Raw genomic sequence first — 20,213 nt, 5'->3', positions numbered from 1 at the left:
CGTGGCAGCGGAGGACAACAAGAAGTACGGTGCCGAGTCCATCACCGTGCTCGAGGGCCTGGAAGCGGTCCGGAAGCGGCCCGGTATGTACATCGGGTCCACCGGCGAGCGCGGCCTGCACCACCTGGTGTGGGAGGTCGTCGACAACGCCGTGGACGAGGCGTTGGCCGGGTTCTGCGACACCATCGACGTGGTGCTGCTGGCCGACGGGGGCGTCCGGGTCACCGACAACGGCCGGGGCTTCCCGGTCGACCTGCACCCCAAGCTCAAGAAGCCGGGTGTCGAGGTCGCGCTGACCGTGCTGCACGCCGGCGGCAAGTTCGACGGCAAGGCGTACGCGGTCTCCGGCGGCCTGCACGGCGTGGGCGTCTCCGTGGTCAACGCGCTCTCCACCCGGATGGCCGTGGAGATCCACAAGGACGGTTTCGTCTGGCGGCAGCGCTACGACCACTCCAAGCCGACGCCGCTGGAGAAGGGCGAGCCGACCGACCGCACCGGCTCCGCGGTCTCCTTCTGGCCCGACCCGGACGTGTTCGAGACCGTCGACTTCGACTTCCACACCATCTACCGGCGCCTCCAGGAGATGGCCTTCCTCACCCGCGGCCTCACCATCCACCTGCTGGACGAGCGGGTGCCGGAGGACGAGGACGGCAAGCTGCGCGAGGTCACCTTCCACTACGACGGCGGCATCGCCGACTTCGTCCGGCACCTCAACGCCTCGAAGAGCCCGATCCACAAGACGGTGGTCGAGTTCGGGGCCGAGGAGACCGGCATGTCGGCCGAGATCGCCATGCAGTGGAACGAGTCCTACGGCGAGTCGGTCTACACCTTCGCCAACAACATCAACACCCACGAGGGCGGCACCCACGAGGAGGGCTTCCGGGCGGCGCTGACCAGCGTGGTCAACCGCTACGGCACGGAGAAGAAGCTGCTCAAGGGCGACGAGCGGCTCTCCGGGGAGGACATCCGCGAGGGCCTGGCCGCGATCATCTCGGTCAAGCTGACCGACCCGCAGTTCGAGGGGCAGACCAAGACCAAGCTGGGCAACACTCCGGTCAAGGGCTTCGTCCAGCGGGTCTGCAACGAGTCGCTGGTCGACTGGTTCGACCGCAACCCGGCCGAGGCGAAGATCATCATCACCAAGGCATCCCAGGCCGCCCGCGCCCGCATCGCCGCCCAGCAGGCGCGCAAGCTGGCCCGGCGCAAGTCGCTGCTGGAGTCCGGCTCGATGCCGGGCAAGCTGGCCGACTGCCAGTCCACCGACCCGCGCGAGTCCGAGGTCTTCATCGTCGAGGGCGACTCGGCCGGCGGCTCGGCGAAGCAGGGGCGCGACCCGCGGACCCAGGCGATCCTGCCGATCCGCGGCAAGATCCTCAACGTGGAGAAGGCCCGGATCGACCGGGTGCTGAAGAACAACGAGGTGCAGGCGCTGATCACCGCGCTCGGCACCGGCATCCACGACGACTTCGACATCGAGAAGCTGCGCTACCACAAGATCGTGCTGATGGCCGATGCCGACGTGGACGGCCAGCACATCCAGACGCTGCTGCTCACCCTGCTGTTCCGCTTCATGCGGCCGCTCGTCGAGTTGGGCCACGTCTACCTGGCCGCCCCGCCGCTTTACAAGATCAAGTGGAACAAGAAGGGCGACGACGCCCAGTACGCCTACTCGGACCGGGAGCGGGACGGCCTGATCGCGCTGCGCCAGCAGAAGAAGGCCAACGCCAAGCCGGACGACATCCAGCGGTTCAAGGGGCTCGGCGAGATGAACTACCCGGAGCTCTGGGAGACCACCATGAACCCGGCCACCCGCACGCTGCGTCAGGTGACGCTGGACGACGCCGCCACCGCGGACGAGCTGTTCAGCGTCCTGATGGGCGAGGACGTCGAGGCCCGCCGGTCGTTCATCCAGCGCAACGCCAAGGACGTGCGGTTCCTGGACATCTGACGGACGCGCGTCCGGGCCGGCCGGAGATCCACCGGTCGGCCCGGCTGTCCACAGAGTTATCCACAGTCGGACCGCTTTCCACAGCGGTTATCCACAGCTAGATCACGACTCTGAGTCTGATAAGGGTTAACAGTGACCGATACTCCCGAGTCCACCCCGAACGAGCCGGAGACCCCGGAGACACTGGCCGCGGTCGTCCAGCACGACCGGATCGAGCCGGTCGGCCTCGAGGTCGAGATGCAGCGCTCGTACCTCGACTACGCGATGAGCGTCATCGTCGGGCGTGCCCTGCCGGACGTCCGGGACGGGCTCAAGCCGGTCCACCGCAAGATTCTCTACGCCATGTTCGACTCCGGCTACCGGCCGGACCGTGGGTACGTGAAGTGCTCCCGCGTCGTCGGCGACGTGATGGGCCAGTTCCACCCGCACGGCGACTCGGCCATCTACGACGCGCTGGTCCGGATGGCGCAGCCGTGGTCGCTGCGCTACCCGCTGGTCGACGGCAACGGCAACTTCGGCTCGCCCGGAAATGATCCGGCTGCGGCCATGAGGTACTGCATTACAGCAGATGTCCGTATTCGCACCTTTAATGGTAGCGTCCGGATCGGCGATGTCGTGCTGGACGCGGCGCCGAGCAGCGAGACCGACGTCGATCTCAAGGTCCGCGACCGCAACGGCGATCTGGTCCGCGCCAGCAAGTTCTTCCACTCCGGCGAGCACCCCACGCTGCGGCTGCGCACCCGCGAGGGGTACGAGCTGACCGGCACCCACAACCACCCGGTGCTCTGCCTGGTGAACGTGGCCGGCGTGCCGACCCTGCTCTGGAAGCTGCTCGCCGAGGTCTCTCCCGGTGACCGGGTGGTCCTCCAGCGCAGCGTGCCGGACGAGATCGGCTACCCGATGCTGGAGCACGTCGAGGCGGCCGTGCTGGCCGGCGCGTTCGTGTCCGAAGGCTGGGTCTCCGAGGATCGAGCCGGCTTCAACAACGTGGACCGGGAGTTCTTCGTCCGGGTTCTCGCCGCCTACGACCTCGCGGTCGGCGGTCCCCGGTATGTCGCCGAGCGGGTCATCGCCTCTGGCAGCACGCTGTATGAACTCGACGTGCAGAACCTCTCCGCACTGCGGGCGAGCGTGCTGGGCGAGATGGTGGGTGCGCGCAGCGCCGCCAAGTTCGTGCCGGAGTTCGTGTGGCGCGGGCCGGCCGCGGTCAAGCGAGCCTTCCTCCAAGCGCTGTTCGAGGGCGACGGCTCCTCGTCGTTGCTGCCGCGCAACACCATCCAGGTCTCGTACTCCACCCGCAGTGAGCGCCTGGCCCGCGAGGTGCAGCAGCTCCTGTTGGAGTTCGGCGTCGTCAGCAAGCAGTGCCGGTACGACGACGGCGAGATCAAGGTCGTCGTGACGAACCGCCGGGACGCGCGTATCTTCGCCGCCCACGTCGGCTTCCTTGGTCGTAAGCAGACCAAGCTGGAGTCGGAGCTGGCCCAGGTGCCGGCGAGCAGCACCGCGCTCTCCGGCGACATGGTGCCGTTCGTCGGTGACTTCATCCGGGAGCACGGCGCGACGCGCTGGACCGAGCGCGACTGGCTGCGCCGGCACAACGTCGACCGGGTGGAGCGGTGGGAGCGGGACCGCGACGAGATCGCCGCCCGGATCACCGAGCCGGGGATCCTCGATGTGGTCGAGCCGTTGGTCGACGGTCGGTTCTACTACGCCGAGGTGACCGACGTCACCGACGCCGGGGTTCGGCCGGTCTACAGCATCCGGGTCGACACTGACGACCACTCCTTCGTCTCCGACGGTTTCGTCAGCCACAACACCGAGTGCAAGCTCGACCCGCTGGCGATGGAGATGCTGCGGGACATCGACGAGGACACCGTCGACCTTCAGGACAACTACGACGGCCGGGCCAAGGAGCCCACCATCCTGCCGTCGCGGATCCCGAACCTGCTGATCAACGGCTCCGAGGGCATCGCGGTCGGCATGGCCACCAAGATTCCGCCGCACAACCTGCGCGAGATCGGCGCGGCGGTGCAGTGGTGCCTGGAGCACCCGGACGCCGACGAGGCGACCACGCTGGAAGCCCTGCTGGAGATCGTCAAGGGTCCGGACTTCCCCACCCACGGCCTGATCGTCGGCCAGCAGGCCATCCAGGACGCCTACCGGACCGGGCGTGGCTCGATCCGGATGCGCGCGGTGGTCGAGGTGGAGGAGGACAAGCGGGGCCGGCCGGCGCTGGTGGTCAGCGAGCTGCCCTACCAGGTCAACCCGGACAACCTCGCCGAGCGGATCGCCGAGCTGATCAAGGAGGGCAAGCTCGCCGGCATCGCCGACATCCGGGACGAGTCCTCCGGGCGTACCGGCATGCGGATCGTGCTGGTGCTCAAGCGCGACGCGGTCGCCAAGGTGGTGCTGAACAACCTCTACAAGCACACGCAGCTCCAGGAGACGTTCGGCGCCAACATGCTGGCGCTCGTCGACGGGGTGCCGCGCACGCTCAACCTGGCGCAGTTCATCCGCTACTACGTCGAGCACCAGATCGAGGTGATCCGCCGGCGGACCGCGTTCCGGCTGCGCAAGGCGGAGGAGCGGGCGCACATCCTGCGCGGTCTCTCCAAGGCGCTGGACGCCCTCGACGAGGTCATCGCGCTGATCCGGCGTTCGCCCACGGTGGAGGACGCGCGGCAGGGCCTGATCCGGCTGCTGGAGATCGACGAGGTTCAGGCGACCGCGATCCTGGACATGCAGTTGCGCCGGCTGGCCGCGCTGGAGCGGCAGCGGATCCTGGACGACCTGGCCAAGCTCGAGGTGGAGATCGCCGACCTCAAGGACATCCTGGCCAAGCCGGAACGACAGCGGAAGATCGTCTCCGACGAGCTGGGCGAGATCGTCGCGAAGTGGGGCGACGACCGGCGCACCAAGATCATCCCGTTCGACGGCGAGGTCTCGATGGAGGACCTCATCGCCCGCGAGGACGTGGTCGTGACGATCACCCGTACCGGCTACGCGAAGCGGACGAAGGTCGACCTCTACCGGTCGCAGCGCCGTGGTGGCAAGGGCGTGAGCGGGGCGACGCTCCGGCAGGACGACATCGTGAGCCACTTCTTCGTATGCTCTACCCACGACTGGATCCTGTTCTTCACGAACAAGGGTCGGGTCTACCGGGCGAAGGCGTACGAGCTTCCCGAGGCCAGTAGGGTGGCCAAGGGCCAGCACGTGGCCAACCTGCTCGCGTTCCAACCGGACGAGCAGATCGCGCAGATCATCGAAATCCCGAACTACCAGGTGGCGCCCTACCTGGTACTGGCCACGAAGAACGGCCTGGTGAAGAAGACGCGGCTCGAGGAGTTCGACTCCAACCGTTCCGGCGGCATCATCGCGGTCAACCTGCGCGATGAGGACGAGCTGGTCGGTGCGGTCCTGGTGGCTCCGGAGGACGACCTGTTGCTGGTGTCGAAGAACGCCCAGGCGATCCGCTTCAACGCCACCGACGAGGCGCTGCGTCCGATGGGTCGGGCCACCTCGGGGGTGATCGGCATGCGCTTCAGCGGAGAGGACGAGTTGCTCGCCGTCGAGGTCGTCCGGGAGGGTCTGGACGTCCTGGTGGCGACGAACGGGGGATACGCGAAACGTACCCCGATCGAGGAATACCCGGTCCAGGGCCGGGGAGGTAAGGGCGTGTTGACTGCGAAGATCACCGAGCGACGCGGTGGTCTGGTCGGCGCGGCCGTGATCGATCCGGAGGACGAGCTGTTCGCCATCACCAGCAACGGCGGCGTCATCCGGACTCCGGTGAAGCCTGTACGCCGTACGCGTGACCGGAACACAATGGGGGTCAAGCTGATGGACCTCCCGGACGGCGTGACTATCGTGGCGATTGCTCGCAATGCCGACGAGCCTGACGAACAGGACTAGTTGATGACGGAGACACAGGCGAAGTCGGGGAACAAGGGGACCTCGGCCACCCCGGTCGAGGAGGAGGCCGCGCAGGGCGGTACACCAGCTACCGGCCGCGCGGCCGTGGGCCGGGCCACGGTCCCCGCCGACGCGCCTGCCCCGAAGTTCACCCGGGCCCCCGGCATGGCCCCGCCCCCCGACAAGCCGGCCGAGGACTCGGGATCCCGTGAGTCGACCGAAACCAAGATCGACGCGCCGACCTCGGCCGACGGCCTGGCGGCTCCGGCCGCGGCGAAGCCCGCCACGAACACACCGCCGACCAAGGTGACGGCGGCCGCCCGCGCGACCACCGGAACGACCGGCACGCAGCCGCGCATCGGCGCCGGTCTGGGCACCGCCCCGAAGGCGGCACCCGAGACCGGCCGCCCGACGGGCCCGGGCACCACCGGCGTCGGCACCGCCCAGGGCCGGCCCGCCAACGGCGGCAGCCTGCCGCCGGGTATCGGCGGAGCGGCGGCGGTCGGCGCCGCGCGCGTCGGTGAGGCGGTACGCGCCGCGCGTACCTCGGTCAGCTCGGCCGCGTCGCGCGGACCGCGCCGGGCCCGGCTGAACCTGAAGCGGATCGACCCATGGTCGGTGATGAAGTTCGCATTCGCCGTCTCGGTGGTGCTGTTCATCGTGGTGGTCGTCGCCACCTCGGTGCTCTACCTCGCGCTCGACGCGATGGGCGTGTTCAAGAGCGTCAACGACAGCCTGACCGATCTGGTGAACGCCGGCGGCGGCCAGGGCGGCGGCGGCTTCCGCGTCACGGCCAAGGGCGTGATCCTCACGTCGGCACTTGTCGGCCTGGTGAACGTCGTGCTGTTCACGGCGCTGGCCACGCTGAGCGCGTTCGTCTACAACGTCTGCGCCGACCTGGTCGGCGGGATCGAGCTGACGCTCGCCGAGCGGGACTGACTGATCCGACGACGCCGGGGCACCGCGTAAAGCGGTCGCCCCGGCGTCGCGCGTCCGGGTAGGTTCGTGGTGTCGGCGGGTGTTTCCGCCACGGGCCCCCCGATTTGGGCGCGCTGGCGGCGATGGGTTAACCTAGCTCGTCGCTACGCGGGGCTATAGCTCAGTCGGTTAGAGCGCAGAGCTGATAACTCTGAGGTCGCTGGTTCGATTCCAGCTAGCCCCACCGCACATCGTCCGACGCCAGTCGAGCGCGAGGGGTCAAGCCCATGTTCAAGAAGCTCCTGATCCTTGCCGGCATCGTCGGCGTCGCCGCCGTCGTGGCCAAGAAGGTCAAGGCCTCGAACGACGAGCGCGCCCTGTGGCACGAGGCGACCACGGCGCCCGACCTGCGCTGAGCGCGACACCAGGCGGTTTCCGCCCGGCACGGGGCCCTAGCTCAACTGGCAGAGCACTGCCTTTGCAAGGCAGGGGTTAGGGGTTCGAGTCCCCTGGGCTCCACCACACCACTCGGCCAGGTCAGGCCTGTTTCCTCGGATTCGGCGGATCGTCAGCAGACCCGCCGAACACCCTGCGCACCGAGGCGTGGAAGTCCGCCGGAGTGTGCGTGTAGCGGTTGAGCGTCGTCGACGCGTGCTCGCGGCCCATCACCGCCTGGACCGCGTTGACCGGGACTCCGCCGGACACCAACCATGTCGCGCAGCAGTGCCGGAGATCGTGGAAGCGCAGCCCGCCCGCTGCCTTGGCCGCCACGCAGTCGGCCGCTTCCCGCTCGGTCGTGAACTCCGCCGACCACTCCACCTCCTCGCGGTCATGCCAGATGGCGGAAACGGGACGGCCCGACCTCGGTGACAGCACCGAGCAGCCCAGCGCGGACCAGGGACGGGCGCCAGACCTGCCGGCGGAAGTTGCTGCGCAGCAGCGAGCCGCCCTCGTAGTTGGTGAAGACCTGATCGGCCGGGGCGTGTGCGACGAGCTCCCGGCGGCGTCGGAGCGCCTGTCGTAGGAACGGGGACAGCGGAACGGTCCGCCGGCTCCTGGCTGACTTCGGGTACGGCTTGTCGGACAGGTGGCCGTCAACCTCGATCACGACGCCTCGACAGTCAGAGTCTCCGCGTTCAGGTCGACGGAACCCACCGCAGGCCAAGGCATTCACCCCACCGCAGACCAGCGCGACCAGCAGCGGACCACGGCGCTGTGAGGTCCAGGGCTGCTCCGCTCGCCGTCCGATGGCAAGATCGCGTCTCGTGATCGATGATGTCGCTAGGGACGATCTGCACGGCCAGCTCAGGTCGAAACGTCAGGCGCTGATCTGGGAGCTCAGTGGGGACGCCGTGAGAAATCCGGATCGCGTGGAGGTTCGCCCGTGAGGGCGGTCATCGTCGCGGCCGCAGTCGCGTTCATCATCTCCCTGCTCGGCACGCCGGTGGCAATTCGCGTCTTCACCGCGCTCAAGGCAGGCCAGCCGATCCGATCCCTCGGGCTCGCCAGCAACCAGGGCAAGAAGGGGACGCCCACGATGGGCGGCGTCGTCTTCATCGTGGCCACCGTCTTCGCGTACGTTGCCGGGCACATCGCCCTGATGACCCTGCCTGAGCGGCAGATCGCGCAGGAGGGGCCGACGATGACGGCCCTCGTCCTGCTCGGGCTGTTCATCTTCTGCGGCGTGGTCGGCTTCTTCGACGACTTCCTCAAAGTGCTCCGGCGCAACTCCGACGGACTGTCCGCCAAAGGCAAGCTGCTCGGCCAGACAATCGTCAGCGGCGGCTTCGGCATCGCCGCGCTCTACGTGCCGAGCACCAACGGCCAGACCGTGGCCAGCGAGCACATCTCGCTCATCCGCGACATCAGCTGGCTCGACGTCGGCAAGGTCGGTGCGGTCATGGTCATCGTCTTCGTGATCACGGCGATGTCGAACGGCGTGAACCTCACCGACGGCCTCGACGGCCTGGCCACCGGCGCGTCGATCCTGGTGCTCGGCGGGTACGCGCTGATCGGCTTCTGGCAGTACCGGCACTGGTGCGCCGACGAAGGGTACGCCCGGGTGAACGACTACTGCTACCAGGTCCGGGATCCCCTGGAGATCGCCATAATCGCGGCGGCGGCCGCCGCCGCCTGCGTCGGCTTCCTGTGGTGGAACACGTCCCCGGCGCGGATCTTCATGGGTGACGTGGGCGCGCTCGGACTCGGCGGCCTGATCGGCGGGCTCGCGGTGGTAACCCGCACCACGCTGCTTTCGATCATGATCGGCGGGCTCTTCGTCATCATCACGACGACCTGGGTGATCCAGATCGTCTCGTTCCGGACCACCGGTAGACGCGTCTTCCGGATGGTGCCGTTGCACCACCACTTCGAGCTGGCCGGATGGAGCGAGACCACTATCGTGGTCCGGTTCTGGATCGTGGCCGGCGTCAGCGTGGCGGCCGGCCTGGGCCTGTTCTACTCGGATTTCTTGGCGGTCGTTGGATAAGGGCCACGCGAGCGCCACCGACGATGATCCGCCAGGCAGCCTGGTTCCCCAGCCGGGTGCCAACTGATCAGCGAGCATGACAGCGGCTGTGAGCTACGGAGAATCTCGTGTAGCTGTAACCGAAGCTGTTCGGGTACCTCTTGCCTCCGGCCTTCCCGCCCTCCGTCAGCAAGAAGTCAGCGAGACGCGCAACAACGGCCGAGGGCTGCCGAGCGCCGGTGGCGTGACGCGGAACTCCCTTGGCTATCAGGCGAACGGCACCACGGTCCGGGCTTTCGACGGTGCCCGCCAGGAGCAGATCAACCTGGTGCTCGACCGCGAACGGTGGGAGAGCCACCGTGATGACATCGCGATCCACGGACTCGGCGACGAGGTGCTTGAGCTGATGGACGTCAAGCGGGCCACACCCCGGTGATGCCGCTGCCGGGCTTGAATGCAAGTACACACTTGCCTATTGTGGCCATGTGGGTGACCTCTACCAGGCGTTGGCCGACCACACCCGCCGGCTGATCCTCGACGAGCTGACCGAGCGCGACGGTCAGACCCTGTTCGAGATCTGTGGGCGCTTGACCACCCGGCACCAGGTCACCTCGTCCCGGCAGGCGATCTCCCAGCATCTCGACGTGCTGGAGGCCGCCGGCCTGATCGTCACCCGACGGCAGGGTCGCTACAAGTTCCACCACCTCGACACCCGGCCGCTGCATGCCATCGCCGAGCGGTGGCTCGGCTCCGAATCTCGACAGGAGACGCCATGAGGATCAACCTGACCAGCGTGTACGTGGACGACCAGGAGAAGGCGCTGCGCTTCTACACCGAGGTGCCGGGCTTCGTGCGGAAGACGGACGTGCCGACCGGCGAGCACCGGTGGCTGACCGTCGTCTCGCCGGACGCCCCGGACGGTGTCGAGCTGCTGCTGGAGCCCGACGCCCACCCGGCCGCCAAGGCGTTCAAGGCGGCGCTGGCGGACGACGGCATCCCGCTGACGCAGTTCGCGGTGGACGACATCGCCGCCGAGCACGAGCGGTTGCGGCAGCTCGGCGTGCTGTTCACGCAGGAGCCGGTCGACATGGGCCCGGTGTCCACCGCCGTCTTCGACGACACCTGCGGCAACCTGATCCAGATCGCGCAGTACAAGTAGCGGCGTCAGCCCAGCCGGTCGAGCAGGTCGCGGCTGCGGGTCACCACCAGCGCGGTGGCCTCCGCGTCGTACGACGGGAGCGAACGGTCGGTGAACAGGTGCCGGTCGCCCGGGTAGACGAACAGCTCGCCGCGCTCCGGGCCGATGATGGACACCAGTTCGCGCGCGGCGTCGACGTCGCCCTCCAGCCCGAAGAACGGGTCCCGCTCCATGCCGTGGACCTGCACCGCCACGCCGTCGGGCCACGGGCCGATCGCCCACTCGCCGGTGACCGGCAGGCAGGCCTCGTAGAGCAGGGCGGCGCGGGCGCCGGGTCGGGTCTGGGCGAGCCGCTGGGCGATGGCCGCGCCCCAGGAGACGCCGGCATAGACCAGGTCCGGGCGCAGGTCGGCGGCGATCCGGTCGGCGCGCTGGTCGAGGACGTCACGGCCGATCCGCTTGGTGAGCGCCGAGCCCTCCTCGATGCTGGCCGGCAACTCGCCGTCGAAGAGATCGGGGGTGTGCACGGTGTGCCCGCCCGCGCCGAGGGAGTCGGCGAGGGCGCGCACGCCGTCGGTGCGCCCCTGCAGGTGGTGGAAGAGGAGGATCTCGGCCATCTCTAGACTCCTGACTGTCGGACCAGAATCATCGAACGAACCAGAATCTTAGAACGGTCGAGAAATGTCGGTCAATCAGCGGATCCCGGACTACGACCTCGACGACCTGCTCGTGGTCACCGCCCCGGAGCAGTTGCGCGCGCTCGCCGACCCGCTGCGTGGCACCATCCTGGAACTGCTCCTGGAGCGCGCCGCCACGGTGAACGAGCTCGCCGCCGCCGTGGACCGACCGAAGAGCAGCGTGGCCTACCACGTGAACCAACTGGTCGACGCCGGTCTGCTGCGGGTGGTGCGCACCCGTCGGGTCCGCGCCGTCGAGGAACGGTTCTACGGCCGGGTGGCCCGCACCTACTACGTCGGCGCGCTCCACCGGCCGGAGGACAAGCAGGTCGTCGCGCGGATCAACGGACTCGCCGAGGCCGCGGCCGAGGCGGCCGCCGCGCACGCCGCCGACGAGCTGCGCTGCACGCTGGTGCACGCGCGTATCCCGATCGAGGACGTGCGGGAGTTCTGGGCGGAGGTGCAGGCGCTGGCCCGACGGTTCGCCCAGATCCCCCGCGCCGGCGACCAGGTGTACGGCTTCGCCGCCGGTCTCTACCCCACCGACGCGCCCACCCTGCCCGACGCCGACCCCGCTTCCGACCCGCACGCCTGACCACGGGGCACACACCGGAAAGCACGACCCGCGAAGCGTTGCCGGCCAGCGCCTGCCGTCGTCACCCACGATCACTGCCGCCAAACCGTGGACCGGTGATGCGGGCGGGGTCGCGCCGGAAGGGCGACCGGGGCAGGCTAGCGTCGGAGCGTGAGCACCGGATCCCCCCGCGTCCTGCCGGCCGGCAGCGGCATCGACGAGGCCGCCGCCGTGCTGCGCGCCGGCGGGCTGGTCGCCTTCCCCACCGAGACGGTCTACGGGCTGGGCGCGAACGCGTTGGACGCGCGCGCCGCCGCGCGGATCTTCGAGGCGAAGGCCCGGCCCAGCTTCGACCCGCTGATCAGCCACCTGGCCGACGCCGCCGACCTGCCCGGGCTGGTCGGTGCGGTGCCGCCGGCCGTGGCCGCGCTGGTCGAGCGGTTCTGGCCCGGTCCGCTCACGCTGATCGTGGACCGGCCCGCCGCGATCCCGCCGATCGTCACCTCCGGCCTGGAGACGATGGCGGTGCGGGTGCCCGACGAACCGGCCGCCCGCGCGCTGATCGCCGCCGCCGGTGTGCCGGTGGCCGCGCCGAGCGCCAACCGGTTCGGCCAGCTCAGCCCGGTCCGGGCCGAACACGTGGTGGCCGGGCTGGGCGACGCGGTGGACCTGGTGCTCGACGGTGGTCCGACCCGGTGCGGCATCGAGTCCACCATCGTCGACGCCCGAGGCGAGCGGCCGGTGGTGCTCCGGCTCGGCGCGTTGCCGGTGGAGGCGCTCGTCGAGGCGGTCGGGCCGGTCGAGGTGCGCCAGGGCAGCTCCGGCCAGCCGGTCGCGCCCGGCACGCTGGCCGCGCACTACGCCCCGCGTACCCCGTTGCGGTTGGGCACGGCGGCCGAGCACGACGGCGGCCGACGGGGCTTCCTGGCCTTCCGGGAGCCACCCGCGGACGGCGACTGGGCGGCCGTGGAGGTGCTCTCGCCCGACGGCGACCTGACCGCGGCGGCGGCGCGCCTCTTCGACGCGCTGCACCGGCTCGACGCCGCCGGAGTCACCGCGATCGTCGCCGAGCCGGTGCCCGACGAAGGGGTGGGTCGGGCGATCAACGACCGGTTACGCCGGGCCGCCGCCACCTGGCACTGACCGCCGGTCAGGACGAACCGGGCTGCGGCAGGCGGTCCACCAGCCGCGTCAACGCGCCGTTGGCGAACGTCGCGCCGAGCGCCGAACCGGTGGCGATGGTCCAGCCCACCGGGCCCAGCGGGGTGCAACCGAAGAACTGGCTGACCCCGGGCGTCTGCACCACCAGGACCAGCACGCCGACCGACGCGGCGGTCGCCGCCAGCACGGTCGGGCTGGTGCCACCGGCCAGCACGGTCTGGCCGAGCTGGGTGCCGATGAGCGAGGCGAGCGCCACCGTGCCGGCGCGGCGCTGCGTGCCGGTCCACCGGGCCAGCGTCCAGCCGGCGGTCGCGCCCAGCGTGGTCGCCGCCGCCCGCAGCCCGATCTCCCGGGTCATGGTGGCGCCGAGCGACGAGTCCGGCCCCTCCCGCAGCAGGTGGTCGGTGCGGTCCTCGGCGGGCGGGCGGACCGCGATGGCCAGCGCCGGAGCCAGGTCGGTGAGCAGGTTGACCAGCAGCAGTTGTCGGCCGGTCAGCGCCGACCGGCCGGTCGAGGCGGCGGACAGCACGCTGAACGCGATCTCGCCCAGATTGCCGCCGACCAGGATGCTCAGCGCGTGCCGCACCGACGACCACATGGCCCGCCCCTCGACCAGCGTGGCGATGATCGTCTCCAGCCGGTCGTCGGTGACCACCAGGTCGGCGGCGGCGCGGGCGGCGGGCGTGCCGCGCTGGCCGAGCGCGATCCCGACGTCGGCCAGGCGGATCGCCGGGGCGTCGTTGGCGCCGTCGCCGGTCATCGCCACGGTCCGGCCCCGGCGCTGCAACGCCTGGATGATCCGCACCTTGTGCGCGGGCGTGCACCGGGCCACCACGTCGGTGGCCATCAACCGCTCGGCGAGGGCGGCGTCGTCGAGCCGGTCCAGGTCGGTGGCGGTCACCACCCGCTGCTGCCCGTGGTCGGGGCTGATCGTGGCGGCGATCGCCTCGGCGGTGGCCGGATGGTCGCCGGTGATCATGACGGTGTGCACGCCCGCCTTCCGGATCCGCTCCACCGCCGGCCGGGCGCTCTCCCGCACCCCGTCGGCGAGCGTCAGGAAACCCACGAAGACCAGGCCGTCCACCTGCTCGTCGGTGACCGCGTCGGTGGTGACGCGGCACTCGGCCAGGGCGAGGATGCGGTGCCCGGCGCCGGCGCGGGCGGCCAGCATCGCCTGCACCTCGTCGCGACCGGCCGCGTCCAACGGCCGGTCGCCGGTGGCGGTACGCCGGGACGCGCAGCGCGGCAGCACCGACTCGGGCGCGCCCTTCACGCTCAGCAGCGACCCGTCCGCGGTGCGCCCGACCGTGGCGCTGTAGCCCCGGGACGGCTCGAACGGCAACCCGCCGGTCGCGGTCCAGTCCGCGGCCCCGGTGCGCTCGGTCACCCCGGCCGCGTTCGCGCCCCGGCGTACCGCCCGGTCGGTCTGCTGCGGCAGCTCGTCCGGGTCGGCCGCGGCCGGGGTGGCCCGCAACGCCGCGGCCAGCGTCGACCGGAGCACGTCGTCCAGGCGGTCCGCCGGGGCGTACCGGTCGTCGCCGGTGCCCACGCCGGCCAGCAGCAGCTTCCCCTCGGTGAGGGTGCCGGTCTTGTCGAAACAGAGCACGTCCACCCGGCCCAGCGCCTCGATCGTGCGCGGGTTGCGCACCAGCGCGCCGTGCTCGGCCAGTCGCCGCGCCGCCGCCAGCTGCGCGGCGCTGACCAGGAACGGCAACCCCTCCGGCACCGACGCCACGGCCAGGTTCGCGGCGGTCGCCGCCGTCTCGGCCAGGGGTACGCCGCGCAGCAGCCCCGCCCCGGCGACCGCGATCGCCGAGCCGGCCGCCAGCGGTACGGCGGTGCTGGTCAGCTTGCCGAGCCGGGCCTCCACACCGCTCGCCGGCGGGGCCTGCCGGGCCATGGCCAGGCTCCGGCCCGACTCGGTCTGCGCTCCGGTGGCCACCACCACGGCGGTCCCGTGCCCGGCGGCCGCCGTGGTGCCCTCGAAGAGCATCGAACGCCGCTCGGCGATCGCCGCCGCCACCACCGGTTCAGGGCTCTTCGCCACCGGCAGCGACTCGCCGGTCAGCGACGACTCGTCGGCCTCCAGCCCGTCGCTGGTGAGCACGCGGCAGTCCGCCGGTACGGCGTCACCGGAGCTGACGCTGATCACGTCGCCGGGCACCAGGTCCTCGGCGGGAACCACCCGTTCCGCGCCGTCGCGCCGCACCCGGGCGGTGACCGCCGAGCGGGACAGCAGTTCGGCCAGGGAACGCTCGGTGTTGCGCTGGTGCACCGCGCCGATCAGCGCGGAACCGCCGACCAGGCCGCCGACCAGCGCCGCGTCGACGAGCGAGCCGAACGCGGCGGACAGCACCGCCCCGGCGGCCAGCACCGGGGTGAGCGGGTTGGACAGCTCGTCGACGAACGCGCGGAGCAGCCCGGCCGGTCCGTGCCCGTCGCCGGCCTCCGCGCCCCGGCGGCGGCCGGCCTCCTCGTCGGTCAGCCCGGTCGGGTGGGTGCCGAGCTGCTCCAGGACCGTCTCCACGGGCATCAGATGCCAGGCGGTGAGCGCGGGCGTCGGGGTGCCGGTGCGGTCCGGCAGCCGGTGGGCCCGGAAGACGCCGTGCGCGAACGCGACCGCGGCGGCGCCGTTCACCGCCGCCAGCGTACGGCGGGGCAGTTGCCGCCGGTCGGCGGTGAACGCGCCGAGCGCGCCGAGCCCGCTGCCGGCCATGGCGATCCGGATGTTCTGCCCGGTCATTCGGCGCGCCACCCCGGCGGCGTCGACGATCATGGCGGAGGACCGCAGGTCGTCGCCGACCAGCAGGTGCGCACCCCACGGCGGCAGGTCGTCCGGCGCGGACACGCCGAGGCCGCAGTCGGCGGCGGCGAGCGCCGAGCGCTCCCCGGAGACCACGAGCACCACCGCGCCTTCGCGTTGCAGGTCGCGGACCGCCTCGTCGAGCCGGGTCCCGCCCGGCACCCGCCGGTCGGCGAAGTCGTACCGGCCGTCCTCGGCACCGCCGACCACCAGCCGGAATCCGGCCTGGCGGGTGGCGGACACCAACGCGTCCACACCCGGGGCGGGTTCCGGCTCGAACCGCAGCACGGCGGCGAGCCGGTCGTCCCGGGCCAGGCCGAGCAACCGACCTCCGCCGGCGCGCAGCCGCCCGCTGTCCGAGGTGTCCCCGGGGTCCTCCGCGTCGAGGCGGTCCAGCGGCCCGATCCGCCAACCGTCGTCGGACCGTACGGCGTCCGGGTGGGCCGGGTCGAACAGGGCGAACGCGCGGGCGGCCACCTGCTGGACGTCGGCACCGGGCAGCGGCGCCAGGTCGGACAGCACACCCCGGTCGGAGCCGAGCACCGCGACATCCAGCAACACGGTGTCGATGCGGTCCAGTTCGCGCAGCACACTGCGATCCATCGCGATGACGCCGCGCCGGGCCAGCATCCGGCCGAGCTGCGCGGCGTAGCCCTCGCGCCCGCTGCCCGGCGCCTTCGGCAGCGAGGAGAGCGCCAGTGCGGCGGCCCGCTTGCCGCCGGCCACCGGGAATGCCGCGGCGCCGGCCACCGCACCGGCGGCGAGCACCCGCTTGGCGTAGCGTTCGGGCTGTCCGTCCGGCACCGGGCAGGGTCGCTCGCCGTCCGGGACCCGGGCGACCGCCCGGTCCGGATCTCCGGTCAGCCTCGGCTCGGCCCGACTCCACGCGACGAGCTGGGCCCGCGCCTCACCCCACTGCACCACCCGCTGCGCGCCGTCGAGCACGATGCCGGCCCAACCGCCGGTGAGGCCCTGCACCACCGCCTCGGCGAGCGGGAAGAGCACCTCGGCGCGGGGATCGGCGCGTACCCCGAGGCCGGCCAGCGCGTGCAGCCTGGGGTGCAGGTCGATCGCCCCGAGCAGGCCCGCCACCTCGGCGGGGACCGGGGTGAGCGGCAGGATCCGGGTGGCCGCGGAGATGCTCAGGCCGAGCGCGTCGGAGAGCAGCGCGCCGAGGGTGCGTGCGGTACGCGGGCCGTCCTCGGGAGGTTGTGGCGGAGCGATCTCCGGGTCCGGCTCGTACGGGCACACCCGCTCGGCGCGGGCCACCGTGTCGATCAGGTCGCGCAGCTTCGGGCCGGGCTCCTCGGTCGCCACCACCACCCGTCCGGACGGCGCGTTCACCCGGGCCCAGGTCACGCCCGGCACCGCCGCCAGGGCCGCCTCGACCTGCCGGGCCAGGCGATCGCCGCCGTCCTGGCACACGCCGTGCACCTCGATGTGGTGCCGGCCGTCCTGCGACCACACCCGCCGCCGCGTCAGGCCGGTCAGCCGGGCCAGGCGGGTGGCGGCGGCCCCGAGGCTCCCCGCCGCCTCGGCGACGGCGGGCGGCACGGGCGGGCCGGGCAGGGACGACCCGACGGTACGGGCGATCCGCGCGACAGTGCCCGGCAGGGCTGCCGGTGACAGCAGGAGACCGGCGAACCCGTACGCCATGTCGCCTCCCGGTCTCGTCCCGGCGGCCCGACTTCCCGGCGCGGCGTCCGTTATGCACCCGGGATGGGGAAGTTTCCGCGCCACCCGGCGCATGGACGCCCGGGGCGGTGGAATGCCGTGGGCCGGATGCCGTCGTCGTTCATCGGGGAGGCCGGGATGAGCACGCTGACGCGAGACCTGAGCGGAGCACGGGAGACGGTTCAGGCGTACAGCCGGCGGGTGCACCTCCCGCTGCTGGGTGAGGTGGCCGTGCCGCCGCCGGACAAGTTGGCCTACTACGCCGGCGTCGGGGTGCTCGCCGCGTTGCAGGTCATCGAGTGGCCGCTCGCGCTGGTCATCACCGCCGGGCACGTCCTCGCCGACCAGCACACTTCCGGGCTGGCGAAGGGCGTCGGCGAGGCGTTGGAGACCGCCTGACGAGACCGGGCCCACAGTTGACCTCGACCGCGGTTGAGGTCTCAGGCTGGAGCCCATGACGACCGCCACCGCCGCGCCGAAGACCTCCGCAGTCGACCTGTGGTCGCCGGGCCTGCGGGCGATGACAGTGGGCAGCGTCGCCCTGGTGTCCCTGCTGGCGTTCGAGGCCCTCGCGGTGGGGACCGCCATGCCGACGGTCGCGCGCAGCCTGGGCGGGCTCGGCCTGTACGCGCTGGCCTTCGGTGGACCGTTCGCCTCCGGTGTGGTGGCGATGGTGGCCTCCGGCATCTGGTGCGACGCGCGTGGCCCCCGCCCGGCCATGTGGCACGGCGTGGGCTGGTTCGTCGCCGGCCTGGCGCTGGCCGGCGCCGCCACCAGCATGGGTGTGCTGGTCGCCGGGCGGGTGGTGCAGGGCTTCGGCTCGGGTCTGCTCTCGGTGGCGCTCTACGTGATCGTCGGGCACGCGTACCCGGAGCGGTTGCGGCGGCGGATGTTCGCCGCCTTCGCGGCGGCCTGGGTGGTGCCGTCGCTGGTCGGGCCGGCGCTGGCCGGCCTGATCGTGGAGCACCTGGGCTGGCGCTGGGTGTTCCTGGTGGTGCCGGCGGTCGCGGTGCCGGCGGTGTTGCTGATCCAGCCGGGCCTGCGGTCGCTGGCCGGCACCGTGCCGACCCGACCGCCGGCCGGGGCGCTGGCCCGGGTGGGCTGGGCCTGCGGGGCGGGGGCGAGCGCCGCACTGCTGCACCACGGGGGGCAGCAGCGCGGCGTGCTCGCCGCCGCGCTCATCGCGGTGGCGTCGGCCGGGCTGCTCACCTGCGTACCCCGGTTGTTGCCGCCCGGGTTCCTGCGGGCGGCGCGCGGGCTGCCGACGGTGATCGGCCTGCGGGGCCTGGCCTCGGCGGCGTTCGTCGGCGCGGAGGTGGTGATTCCGCTGATGCTCTCCCGGGAGCGTGGCTTCACGCCCACCGGCGCCGGGCTGGTGCTGACCGTCGGTGCGCTCTCCTGGTCGGTGGGCTCGTGGATCCAGGGCCGGATCGCCCTGCCCCGTTCCACCGCCAGCCTGCCCCGGGCCGGGCTGGCCTGCATCGCCGTCGGTACGGCGGGCGTCGCGTCGGCCTGCTGCCGGGGGTTCCGGTGGCGTCGGCGGTGTTCGCCTGGGCGGTCGCCGGTCTGGGCATGGGGCTGCTCTACCCCTCGCTGTCGGTGCTCACCCTGGAGTTGTCCGCCCCGGCCGAGCAGGGCCGGAACTCCTCCGCGTTGCAGTTGGGCGACTCGCTGGCGGCGGCCACCGTGCTGGCGTTGACCGGGGCGCTGCTGGCCAGCGGCTCGTCGCCCGGCCCGGCGAGTTACGCGGCCACGCTGGCGGTCGCGGCCGGCTGCGGCCTGCTCGGCCTGCTGCTCGCCGGTCGAGTGGCACCCCGACCGGCCGGTTGAGCGGCACCGACGGGGTGTGTTCACGCTGCGTGATGCCGGAGGAAGAAGGCATCACTTTTTCGCGCTATACCTCTCGGTCATAAATATGCCTGAGAGGTATACCGTCCAAAAGTAAGTCTTCCTTCTGCGCGCCGGCAGCGCGGCGCGGCCCGCCTGGCCCATCGCGCTGCCCGTGTCCGCGGCCGCCCGTCTCCGGTGGCCGGTCACGATCCTTGCGGGTATCCCGTCTCACGTCGGCCGGACTCGACCGGCGCGGACCGGACGCCGGCCACCCTGGGAGGGCCGCGCCGCGGAAGAGCGGGAGGATGTGGCGATGCGGGTGCTGGTGACCGGGGCGACCGGACGGCTCGGGCGGGTGGCGGTGCCGCGGCTGCGGGACGAGGGGTTCGATCTCCGGGCGGTGAGCCGCCGGCCCGGGACCGGCGACGGCGTCGAATGGGTGACCGCCGACCTGGCCACCGGCGCCGGGTTGGCCGAGGCGGTCGCCGGGATGGACGCGGTGCTGCACCTGGCCTCGTCGCCGAACCGGCGCACCCACGAGATCGACGTGCTCGGCACCCGCCGGCTGACCGTGGCCGCCGGTCACGCCGGGGTGCGGCACCTGGTGTACGTCTCGATCGTCGGCGTCGACCGGGTGCCGCTCGGCTACTACCGGCACAAACACGCGGCCGAGCAGGTGGTGGCCGCCGGGGCGGTGCCCTGGAGCGTGCTGCGGGCGACCCAGTTCCCCGGCTTCCTCGCGGAGCTGCTGGCCGGTGCGAGCCGGTTGGGTCCGGTGCTCGGGGACCCGGCCGTGCTCGCCCAGCCGGTCGACCCCGGCGAGGTGGCCGACCGGCTGGCGGTGCTGCTGCTCGCCGGCCCCTCGCACCGGGTGGAGGACTTCGGCGGCCCCGAGGTGCTCCGCTTCGACGAGGCCGCCCGGTCCTGGCTCACGGCGCGCCGGTCCCGCCGGCCGCTGGTGCCGGTCCGGATCCCGGGGCGGCTCGGCCGGGAGTTGCGCGCCGGCGCCCTCACCACGACCGCCACACCGACCGGCACCCGCACCTGGGCGGACCACCTCGCGGACACGTACGGGGGAACGGGTCGAAGATGAGGGACGGTCGCGTCCCGG

Annotated in this window: 18 protein-coding genes and 2 tRNA genes; 16 read left to right on the top strand and 4 right to left on the bottom strand. The window is 71.9% G+C overall.

The annotated features are described in order from the left end of the window. The first annotated feature begins 1 nt into the window (after nucleotide 1). From gyrB to O7618_RS26225, 6 genes are all read left to right on the top strand, one after another. Nucleotides 2-1,948 carry a DNA topoisomerase (ATP-hydrolyzing) subunit B gene (gene gyrB / locus O7618_RS26250; RefSeq protein WP_278108801.1) on the top strand — a complete coding sequence of 649 codons (1,947 nt, stop codon included), beginning with the start codon at nucleotides 2-4 and terminating at the stop codon, nucleotides 1,946-1,948. Between the two features lie 132 nt (nucleotides 1,949-2,080). Further along, the gene (gene gyrA, locus O7618_RS26245) at nucleotides 2,081-5,860 is read left to right on the top strand and encodes an intein-containing DNA gyrase subunit A (protein WP_278108800.1); all 3,780 of its coding nucleotides are present in this window, start codon (nucleotides 2,081-2,083) and stop codon (nucleotides 5,858-5,860) included. 3 nt (nucleotides 5,861-5,863) lie between these two features. After that, nucleotides 5,864-6,799, top strand: coding sequence for a DUF3566 domain-containing protein (locus O7618_RS26240; RefSeq protein ID WP_278108799.1), 936 nt, complete (start codon nucleotides 5,864-5,866; stop codon nucleotides 6,797-6,799). Nucleotides 6,800-6,948: 149 nt separating this feature from the next. After that, nucleotides 6,949-7,022 (top strand) — tRNA-Ile (locus O7618_RS26235). 43 nt (nucleotides 7,023-7,065) lie between these two features. Beyond that, on the top strand, nucleotides 7,066-7,194 hold the full coding sequence (locus O7618_RS26230) for a DLW-39 family protein (protein WP_013283222.1): 129 nt from the start codon (nucleotides 7,066-7,068) through the stop codon (nucleotides 7,192-7,194). Between the two features lie 30 nt (nucleotides 7,195-7,224). Then, nucleotides 7,225-7,300 (top strand) — tRNA-Ala (locus O7618_RS26225). Between the two features lie 15 nt (nucleotides 7,301-7,315). On the opposite strand, the gene O7618_RS26220 is transcribed toward O7618_RS26225, so the two are convergent. Beyond that, on the bottom strand, nucleotides 7,316-7,597 hold the full coding sequence (locus O7618_RS26220) for a tyrosine-type recombinase/integrase (protein ID WP_278108798.1): 282 nt from the start codon (nucleotides 7,595-7,597) through the stop codon (nucleotides 7,316-7,318). A 10-nt stretch (nucleotides 7,598-7,607) separates the two neighbouring features. Continuing rightward, entirely contained in the window at nucleotides 7,608-7,886 is a 279-nt protein-coding gene (locus O7618_RS26215) for a hypothetical protein (RefSeq protein WP_278108797.1), read from the bottom strand. Between the two features lie 276 nt (nucleotides 7,887-8,162). Between O7618_RS26215 and mraY the strand changes: the two genes are divergently transcribed. From mraY to O7618_RS26195, 4 genes are all read left to right on the top strand, one after another. Further along, entirely contained in the window at nucleotides 8,163-9,266 is a 1,104-nt protein-coding gene (gene mraY / locus O7618_RS26210) for a phospho-N-acetylmuramoyl-pentapeptide-transferase (RefSeq protein WP_278108796.1), read from the top strand. An 88-nt stretch (nucleotides 9,267-9,354) separates the two neighbouring features. Next, nucleotides 9,355-9,681 carry a hypothetical protein gene (locus O7618_RS26205; protein ID WP_278108795.1) on the top strand — a complete coding sequence of 109 codons (327 nt, stop codon included), beginning with the start codon at nucleotides 9,355-9,357 and terminating at the stop codon, nucleotides 9,679-9,681. 49 nt (nucleotides 9,682-9,730) lie between these two features. Further along, on the top strand, nucleotides 9,731-10,021 hold the full coding sequence (locus O7618_RS26200) for a helix-turn-helix domain-containing protein (RefSeq protein WP_278108793.1): 291 nt from the start codon (nucleotides 9,731-9,733) through the stop codon (nucleotides 10,019-10,021). Beyond that, nucleotides 10,018-10,404: a VOC family protein gene (locus O7618_RS26195; protein WP_278108792.1), complete on the top strand. Its 387-nt coding sequence runs from the start codon at nucleotides 10,018-10,020 to the stop codon at nucleotides 10,402-10,404. Before O7618_RS26200 ends, O7618_RS26195 begins: the two co-directional genes overlap by 4 nt. Nucleotides 10,405-10,409: 5 nt before the next feature. Here O7618_RS26195 and O7618_RS26190 read toward each other — a convergent pair whose 3' ends face one another. Then, nucleotides 10,410-11,000 (bottom strand): dienelactone hydrolase family protein, encoded by a 591-nt coding sequence (locus O7618_RS26190; RefSeq protein WP_278108791.1) that lies wholly within the window; start codon nucleotides 10,998-11,000, stop codon nucleotides 10,410-10,412. Nucleotides 11,001-11,064: 64 nt separating this feature from the next. Here O7618_RS26190 and O7618_RS26185 point away from each other — a divergent pair, with 64 nt between their 5' ends. Both O7618_RS26185 and O7618_RS26180 read left to right on the top strand, forming a co-directional pair. Continuing rightward, entirely contained in the window at nucleotides 11,065-11,655 is a 591-nt protein-coding gene (locus O7618_RS26185; protein WP_278108790.1) for a winged helix-turn-helix domain-containing protein, read from the top strand. Nucleotides 11,656-11,829: 174 nt separating this feature from the next. After that, nucleotides 11,830-12,777 carry an L-threonylcarbamoyladenylate synthase gene (locus O7618_RS26180; RefSeq protein WP_278110153.1) on the top strand — a complete coding sequence of 316 codons (948 nt, stop codon included), beginning with the start codon at nucleotides 11,830-11,832 and terminating at the stop codon, nucleotides 12,775-12,777. A 7-nt stretch (nucleotides 12,778-12,784) separates the two neighbouring features. On the opposite strand, the gene O7618_RS26175 is transcribed toward O7618_RS26180, so the two are convergent. Continuing rightward, nucleotides 12,785-17,254 (bottom strand): cation-translocating P-type ATPase, encoded by a 4,470-nt coding sequence (locus tag O7618_RS26175; protein ID WP_278108789.1) that lies wholly within the window; start codon nucleotides 17,252-17,254, stop codon nucleotides 12,785-12,787. A gap of 126 nt (nucleotides 17,255-17,380) precedes the next feature. On the opposite strand from O7618_RS26175, the gene O7618_RS26170 reads away from it, so the two are divergent. From O7618_RS26170 to O7618_RS26155, 4 genes are all read left to right on the top strand, one after another. After that, on the top strand, nucleotides 17,381-17,671 hold the full coding sequence (locus tag O7618_RS26170) for a hypothetical protein (protein ID WP_278108788.1): 291 nt from the start codon (nucleotides 17,381-17,383) through the stop codon (nucleotides 17,669-17,671). A gap of 55 nt (nucleotides 17,672-17,726) precedes the next feature. Then, nucleotides 17,727-18,971, top strand: coding sequence for an MFS transporter (locus tag O7618_RS26165; protein WP_278108787.1), 1,245 nt, complete (start codon nucleotides 17,727-17,729; stop codon nucleotides 18,969-18,971). Continuing rightward, nucleotides 18,968-19,102: a hypothetical protein gene (locus O7618_RS26160; RefSeq protein ID WP_278108785.1), complete on the top strand. Its 135-nt coding sequence runs from the start codon at nucleotides 18,968-18,970 to the stop codon at nucleotides 19,100-19,102. Before O7618_RS26165 ends, O7618_RS26160 begins: the two co-directional genes overlap by 4 nt. Nucleotides 19,103-19,415: 313 nt before the next feature. Beyond that, a complete protein-coding gene (locus O7618_RS26155; RefSeq protein ID WP_278108784.1) occupies nucleotides 19,416-20,195 on the top strand; it encodes an NAD(P)H-binding protein in 780 nt (259 codons plus the stop codon). Nucleotides 20,196-20,213: the final 18 nt, after the last annotated feature.

Source organism: Micromonospora sp. WMMD980, assembly GCF_029626035.1.
GTDB lineage: Bacteria > Actinomycetota > Actinomycetes > Mycobacteriales > Micromonosporaceae > Micromonospora.
This window is presented reverse-complemented; position numbering and strand designations above follow the sequence as displayed.